At 65.7% G+C, this 6581-nt stretch carries 5 protein-coding genes and 1 pseudogene; all 6 read left to right on the top strand.

The features are described from left to right. A pseudogene (locus tag BAY1663_RS24240) lies at window positions 1–282 on the top strand (DUF4115 domain-containing protein); the annotation flags it as partial. Window positions 283–292: 10 nt separating this feature from the next. Beyond that, window positions 293–1405 (top strand): flavodoxin-dependent (E)-4-hydroxy-3-methylbut-2-enyl-diphosphate synthase, encoded by a 1113-nt coding sequence (gene ispG / locus BAY1663_RS21755; RefSeq protein ID WP_037045004.1) that lies wholly within the window; start codon window positions 293–295, stop codon window positions 1403–1405. A gap of 16 nt (window positions 1406–1421) precedes the next feature. Continuing rightward, complete coding sequence (hisS, locus tag BAY1663_RS21760; RefSeq protein ID WP_037045005.1) at window positions 1422–2711, top strand: histidine--tRNA ligase; 1290 nt, start codon at window positions 1422–1424, stop codon at window positions 2709–2711. 27 nt (window positions 2712–2738) lie between these two features. Next, the gene (locus BAY1663_RS21765) at window positions 2739–3380 is read left to right on the top strand and encodes a tetratricopeptide repeat protein (protein ID WP_037045007.1); all 642 of its coding nucleotides are present in this window, start codon (window positions 2739–2741) and stop codon (window positions 3378–3380) included. A gap of 3 nt (window positions 3381–3383) precedes the next feature. Next, the gene (bamB, locus tag BAY1663_RS21770) at window positions 3384–4532 is read left to right on the top strand and encodes an outer membrane protein assembly factor BamB (protein ID WP_037045009.1); all 1149 of its coding nucleotides are present in this window, start codon (window positions 3384–3386) and stop codon (window positions 4530–4532) included. Window positions 4533–4636: 104 nt separating this feature from the next. Continuing rightward, complete coding sequence (gene der, locus BAY1663_RS21775) at window positions 4637–6133, top strand: ribosome biogenesis GTPase Der (RefSeq protein ID WP_037045011.1); 1497 nt, start codon at window positions 4637–4639, stop codon at window positions 6131–6133. Window positions 6134–6581: the final 448 nt, after the last annotated feature.

A 6581-nucleotide genomic window follows, 5' to 3' on the forward strand; every position in this document is an offset into this window, starting at 1 on the left:
CAAACGCCTGGCGCGGATGCCCGGCGAGCGTCGCGGCGCCTGGTGAGGCGCGTCTGGACCTGCGCTCACCGCCGATTGCTGGACCCGGGTGACCGATGCCGACGGCCGCGTGCTGTACAGCGCGCTGGCCAAGGCCGGCAGCAGCACCAGCGTCAGCGGCAAGGCGCCGCTGGACGTGCACCTGGCTACGCCCGTGGCGCCCAAGTCAGTTACAACGGCGAGGCCGTGAGCGTCGCTTCATACATGCGCGGCGAGACGGCGCGCTTCAAGCTCGGACAGTAGTAGGCTGATCATGCATTCCGAATCCCCTATCAAGCGCCGCCAGTCCCGCAAGATCTGGGTGGGTAGCGTTCCGGTCGGTGGCGATGCGCCGATTTCCGTGCAGAGCATGACCAACACCGAAACCTGCGACGTCGAGGCGACGGTCGGCCAGATCCAGCGCCTGGCCAATGCCGGCGCCGATATCGTGCGGGTCTCGGTGCCTTCCATGGAGGCCGCCGAGGCCTTTGGCCGGATCAGGCAGCGCGTGCAGCTGCCGCTGGTCGCCGATATTCACTTCGATTACCAGATCGCCCTGCGGGTGGCCGAACTCGGCGTCGATTGCCTGCGCATCAACCCGGGCAACATCGGCCGCGAGGATCGCGTGCGCGCGGTGGTCGATGCCGCGCGCGACAAGGGCATCCCGATCCGCATCGGCGTCAACGCCGGCTCCCTGGAAAAGGACCTGCAGAAGAAATACGGCGAGCCCACCCCGCAGGCGCTGGTGGAGTCCGCGCTGCGCCATGTCGAGCACCTCGATCGGCTGGACTTCCAGGACTTCAAGGTCAGCGTCAAGGCGTCCGACGTGTTCATGGCCGTCGAGGCCTACCGCCTGCTGGCCCGCCAGATCGAGCAGCCGCTGCACCTGGGCATCACCGAGGCCGGCGGCCTGCGCTCGGGCACGGTGAAGTCGGCGGTCGGGCTGGGCATGCTGCTGGCCGACGGCATCGGCGACACCATCCGCGTGTCGCTGGCCGCCGACCCGGTGGAGGAGATCAAGGTCGGCTTCGACATCCTCAAGTCGCTGCACCTGCGCTCGCGCGGGATCAACTTCATCGCCTGCCCGAGCTGCTCGCGGCAGAACTTCGATGTGGTCAAGACCATGAACGAGCTGGAAACCCGCGTGGAGGACCTGCTGGTGCCGATGGACGTCGCGGTGATCGGCTGCGTGGTCAACGGCCCGGGCGAGGCCAAGGAGGCGCATATCGGCCTCACCGGCGGGAGCCCGAACAACCTCGTCTACATCGACGGCAAGCCGGCGCAGAAACTGAACAACGACAACCTCGTCGACGAGCTGGAACAGCTGATCCGGCGCAAGGCCGCCGAGAAGCTCGCGGCCGATGCGGCGCTGATCGCACGCAGTTGATTTTTAAGGAACCCCATTGAGCAAGTCCCTGCAAGCCATTCGTGGCATGAACGACATCCTGCCGGCGCAGACGCCGACCTGGCGCTACCTGGAAAGCACCTTCGCGCAACTGCTCGACAGCTATGGCTACAGCGAGATCCGCCTGCCGATCCTCGAGTTCACCGACCTGTTCGCCCGCGGCATCGGCGAAGGCACCGACGTGGTGGACAAGGAGATGTACACCTTCCTCGACCGCAACGAGGAGTCCCTGACCCTGCGTCCGGAAGGTACCGCCGGCTGCGTGCGCGCCGTGCTCGAACATGGCCTCACCGGCGGCGGCCAGGTGCAGAAGCTCTGGTATACCGGGCCGATGTTCCGCTACGAGAAGCCGCAGAAGGGCCGCTACCGGCAGTTCCACCAGATCGGCGTGGAAGTCTTCAACCAGCCCGGACCGGATATCGATGCCGAGCTGATCGTACTCACCGCGCGGCTGTGGAAGCTGCTCGGCATGGCCGATGCAGTGACCTTGCAGCTCAACAGCCTGGGCTCCAGCGAGGCGCGTGCGCGCTACCGCGATGCGTTGGTGGCCTACCTGCAGCAGCGTTTCGAGCAACTCGACGAGGACAGCCAGCGCCGCCTGACCACCAATCCGCTGCGCATCCTCGACAGCAAGAACGCCCAGACCCAGGCGTTGCTGGCGGATGCGCCGACCCTGCACGACTACCTCGACGAGGAGTCGCGCGCGCATTTCGAGGGGCTCAAGGCGCGCCTGGATGCGGTCGGCATCGTCTACGAGATCAATCCCAAGCTGGTGCGCGGGCTGGATTACTACGGTCGCACGGTATTCGAGTGGGTGACCGACAAGCTGGGTGCGCAGGGTACCGTCTGCGCCGGTGGCCGCTACGACGGGCTGGTCAGCCAGTTCGGCGGTAAGCCGACGCCGGGCGTCGGTTTCGCCATGGGCGTCGAGCGCCTGGTGCTGCTGCTGGAAACCCTCATGCTGGTTCCGGAAGAACTGAACCCTGCCCCGCATGCCTATATCTGCGCCTTCGGCGAGGCTGCCGAACTGGCGGCACTGGCGCTGGCCGAACGCCTGCGCGACGCCCTGCCGGGGCTACGGCTGCTGGTCAATGCCGGTGGCGGCAGCTTCAAGAGCCAGTTCAAGAAGGCCGACAAGAGCGGTGCGCGCTTTGCGTTGATTCTCGGTGAGGACGAACTGGCCGGGCGCGTGGTAGGTTGCAAGCCGCTGCGCGACGACAGCGAACAACAAAGCATTGCCTGGGATGCTCTGCCCGAGCGTCTGGCTGCCTGCCTCGAGCAGGTCTGAGACTAAGCGAATGAAAGGAGTGACAGTGTGACCTCGGGTACCGAAGAAGAACAACTGGCGCAAATCAAGGAGTGGTGGCAGCGCAACGGCACGCCGCTGCTGCTGGGGGGCGCGCTCGCCCTGGTGATCGTGTTCGGCTGGCAGTTTTGGCAGAAGTACCAGATCAGCCAGGCGCAGAGCGCCTCGGTGGTCTATCAGCAACTGCTGACCGCGGCACTGGAGGGCGGCGAAGTCGATGCCGCGGAAGTGTCGCGCCTGGGCAACCAGCTGAAGAAGGACTTCGCCGGCACCCATTACGCGCAATACGGCAGCCTGTTCGTCGCCAAGGTCGCGGTTGAGTCCGGGCGTCTCGACGAGGCGGCCAGCGAGCTCCGTGCGATCATCGACAAGCCGGCCGACGCGACCCTCGACGAACTGGCACGCCAACGCCTGGCCCGGGTGCTGGCCGTCCAGGAGAAAGCCGAGGAAGCTCTCAAGCTGCTGGACGGCGAGGCGGACAAGGCGTTTGCCGCCAGCCGCGAAGAACTCCGGGGCGATCTGCTGGTGCTGCTCGGCCGCAAGGACGAAGCCCATGCCGCCTACAGCAAGGCCAAGGAATCGCTGTCCCAGGACGCGGCCATTGGCGGTCTGCAATTGAAGCTGGATGACCTGGCCCGAGGGGAGGCGTAATCGATGCGCTGGAAGACTGCCGCGCTGCTGACCCTGGCCGTACTGGCCGCGGGCTGCAGCAGTAACGACACGAAGGAACCCGGGCCCGCCGAGCTGACCAAGTTCGACGCGGAAATCTCCTTGAAGAAGGAGTGGAGCCGCTCCATCGGCGAAGGCCAGGGTGAGACCTACAATCTGCTGACGCCGGTGGTCTATGGCGACCAGATCTACGCCGCCGACGTCGAGGGCCTGGTGGTTTCCATGGACCGGCTGACCGGTAAGGTCAACTGGAAGAAGAAGCTGGACGTGCCGGTCTCCGGCGCGGTCGGTGCCGGCTACGGCCTGATCCTGGTTGGCACTCTGCGCGGCGAGGTGCTGGCGCTGGATGTCAGCAGCGGCGAGGAGCGTTGGCGCAGCCAGGTCAGCAGTGAAGTGCTGGCCGCCCCGGCCGTCAACGGCGACATCGTCCTGGTGCAGACCCAGGACGACCGGCTGATCGCCCTGGAAATCGATACCGGCGCGCAGCGCTGGAGCTACGAGAGCTCACCCGCGGTACTGACCCTGCGTGGCACCGGCGCGCCGCTGCTGACCAACCAGCTGGCGATCGCCGGCCTGTCCAGCGGCAAGGTGGTCGCCCTGGATACCCGCCGCGGCCTGCCGGTCTGGGAGCAGCGGGTGGCGATTCCGCAAGGTCGTTCCGAACTGGAGCGGGTGGTGGACATCGACGGCGGCCTGCTGCTGTCCGGCGGTACGCTGTACGTCACCACCTACCAGGGCCGCGCCGCGGCGCTGGAGCTGGAAAGCGGGCGCATGCTCTGGCAGCGCGACGCCTCCAGCTATGCCGGTGTGGCGCTGGGCTATGGCAGCGTCTACCTGAGCCTGGCCGACGGCACCGTCGAAGGCATCGACGAGCGCTCCACGACGGCGCTATGGCGCAACGAGTCGCTGGCCCGGCGGCAGCTCTCGGCCCCGGCGGTGTTGTCCAGCTATGTGGTGGTCGGTGACATCGAGGGCTACCTGCATCTGCTGAGCCAGGTCGATGGCCGTTTCGTCGCGCGCGAGCGCGTCGACAGCGCCGGCGTGCGTGTGCGTCCGGTGGTCGAGGGCGACTGGCTCTACGCTTACGGCAACGACGGCAAGCTGGTCGCGCTGACGATTCGTCAGGCCGACTGAGCGCGCATCGAGCCCGTGGCTCCGCCTTTGGCGGAGCCCTGAATATCCGGCCGCTGCCTTGCAGCGGCCTTCGTGTTTTCTGAAATATCGCAGTGGAGAGCCGCATGGTTCCCGTAATCGCCCTGGTGGGCCGTCCGAACGTCGGCAAGTCCACCCTGTTCAATCGCCTGACCAAGAGCCGCGATGCCATCGTTGCCGAGTACGCGGGGCTGACCCGCGATCGCCAATATGGCGAGGCCAAATGGCAGGGCCGCACCTATATCGTGATCGACACCGGCGGTATCTCCGGCGACGAGGAAGGTATCGATGCGAAGATGGCCGAGCAGTCGCTGCAGGCCATCGAAGAGGCCGATGCGGTGCTGTTCATGGTCGATTCGCGCGCCGGGCTGACGGCGGCCGACCAGATGATCGGCGAACACCTGCGCAAGCGGAACAAGCGCTGCTTCCTGGTGGCGAACAAGGTCGACAGCGTCGATCCGGACATCGCCCGCGCCGAATTCAGCCCGCTGGGCCTGGGCGACGCGTTGCCGATCGCCGCCGCCCATGGTCGCGGCATCAGCCACATGCTCGAGCAAGCGCTGGGGATCTTTCCCCGGGACGATGTCGCGGAGGACGAGCAGGGTGCCGAGGGCGAGGAAGGCGAGGGGGCCGAGGTCGTTGCCGAGGGTCAGGAGCCGCGCCGTGTTCCCGGGCCGAGCGAGAAGGATGGCATCAAGATCGCCATCATCGGCCGACCCAATGTCGGCAAGTCGACGCTGGTCAACCGCATGCTCGGCGAGGAGCGGGTCATCGTCTACGACCAGGCCGGCACTACCCGCGACAGCATCTACATCCCGTTCGAGCGCGACGAGGAGAAGTACACGCTGATCGACACCGCCGGCGTGCGCCGCCGCGGCAAGATCTTCGAGGCGGTGGAAAAGTTCTCGGTGGTCAAGACGCTGCAGGCGATCCAGGATGCCAACGTGGTGATCTTCGTCATGGATGCCCGCGAGGGCGTGGTCGAGCACGACCTCAACCTGCTCGGCTTCGTGCTGGAGACCGGGCGCGCGCTGGTCATTGCGCTGAACAAGTGGGACGGCATGGAGCCGGGCGAGAAGGACTATGTGAAGACCGAATTGGAGCGCCGGCTGTTCTTCGTCGACTATGCCGACATCCACTTCATCTCGGCCAAGCACGGCACCGGCGTCGGTCATCTGTACAAGTCGGTGCAGGCCGCCTTCAAGTCGGCGATCACCCGCTGGCCGACCAGCCGCTTGACGCAGATCCTCGAGGACGCGGTGCAGGAGCACCAGCCGCCGATGGTCAACGGCCGGCGCATCAAGCTGCGCTACGCGCACCTCGGTGGCGCCAACCCGCCGCTGATCGTGATCCACGGCAACCAGGTGGACGCGGTGCCCAAGTCCTACACGCGCTATCTGGAGAACACCTACCGGCGCGTGCTGAAGCTGGTCGGTACGCCGATCCGCATCGAGTACAAGGGCGGCGATAACCCTTACGAGGGCAAGAAGAACACCCTGACCGATCGCCAGGTGAACAAGAAGCGCCGCCTCATGTCGCACCACAAGAAGGCCGAGAAGAAGCGCCGCGACAAGAAGCGCTGAGCGTTTCTGTTAAGGTCCTTCGCGTTTTATGGAGGACAGGGTTGCTTGACGCCGGGCTGGCAAGTTTGGGTGATGGTGCTGCTGTTCGGTTTGTCTGGAAGTTCGTCGTTAAATCGCTTATCGAGTGCGCTGATACTTCTGGTTTTGCCCTGCTGGGCGAGTCCCTTTTTCTTGTTTGGCCAAGAAAAAGGAACCAAAAAGAAAGCCACCCGACATCCGGCCCCGGCTGCGCCGGGGTTCCCTCCTTCCGGTGCCGCTCCGGGGGCCGTCACGAAGGGACGTCCCTGTCCCTTCGTTCCTCGCTCGGCGTCCATGCCTCGCGTCCCCCTGCGCGACACCTCCACTCAGCCTCCTGACGGGAACGGAGTCCGAGTCGCCTGGACGATCAAAGTTTTTGCTTTTCGCTTTTTGCTCAATGCACGAATTATCAGGCGACGCCAAACGCCCC

This window comes from Pseudomonas sp. BAY1663, from assembly GCF_000582595.1.
Lineage (GTDB): Bacteria > Pseudomonadota > Gammaproteobacteria > Pseudomonadales > Pseudomonadaceae > Stutzerimonas > Stutzerimonas stutzeri_AF.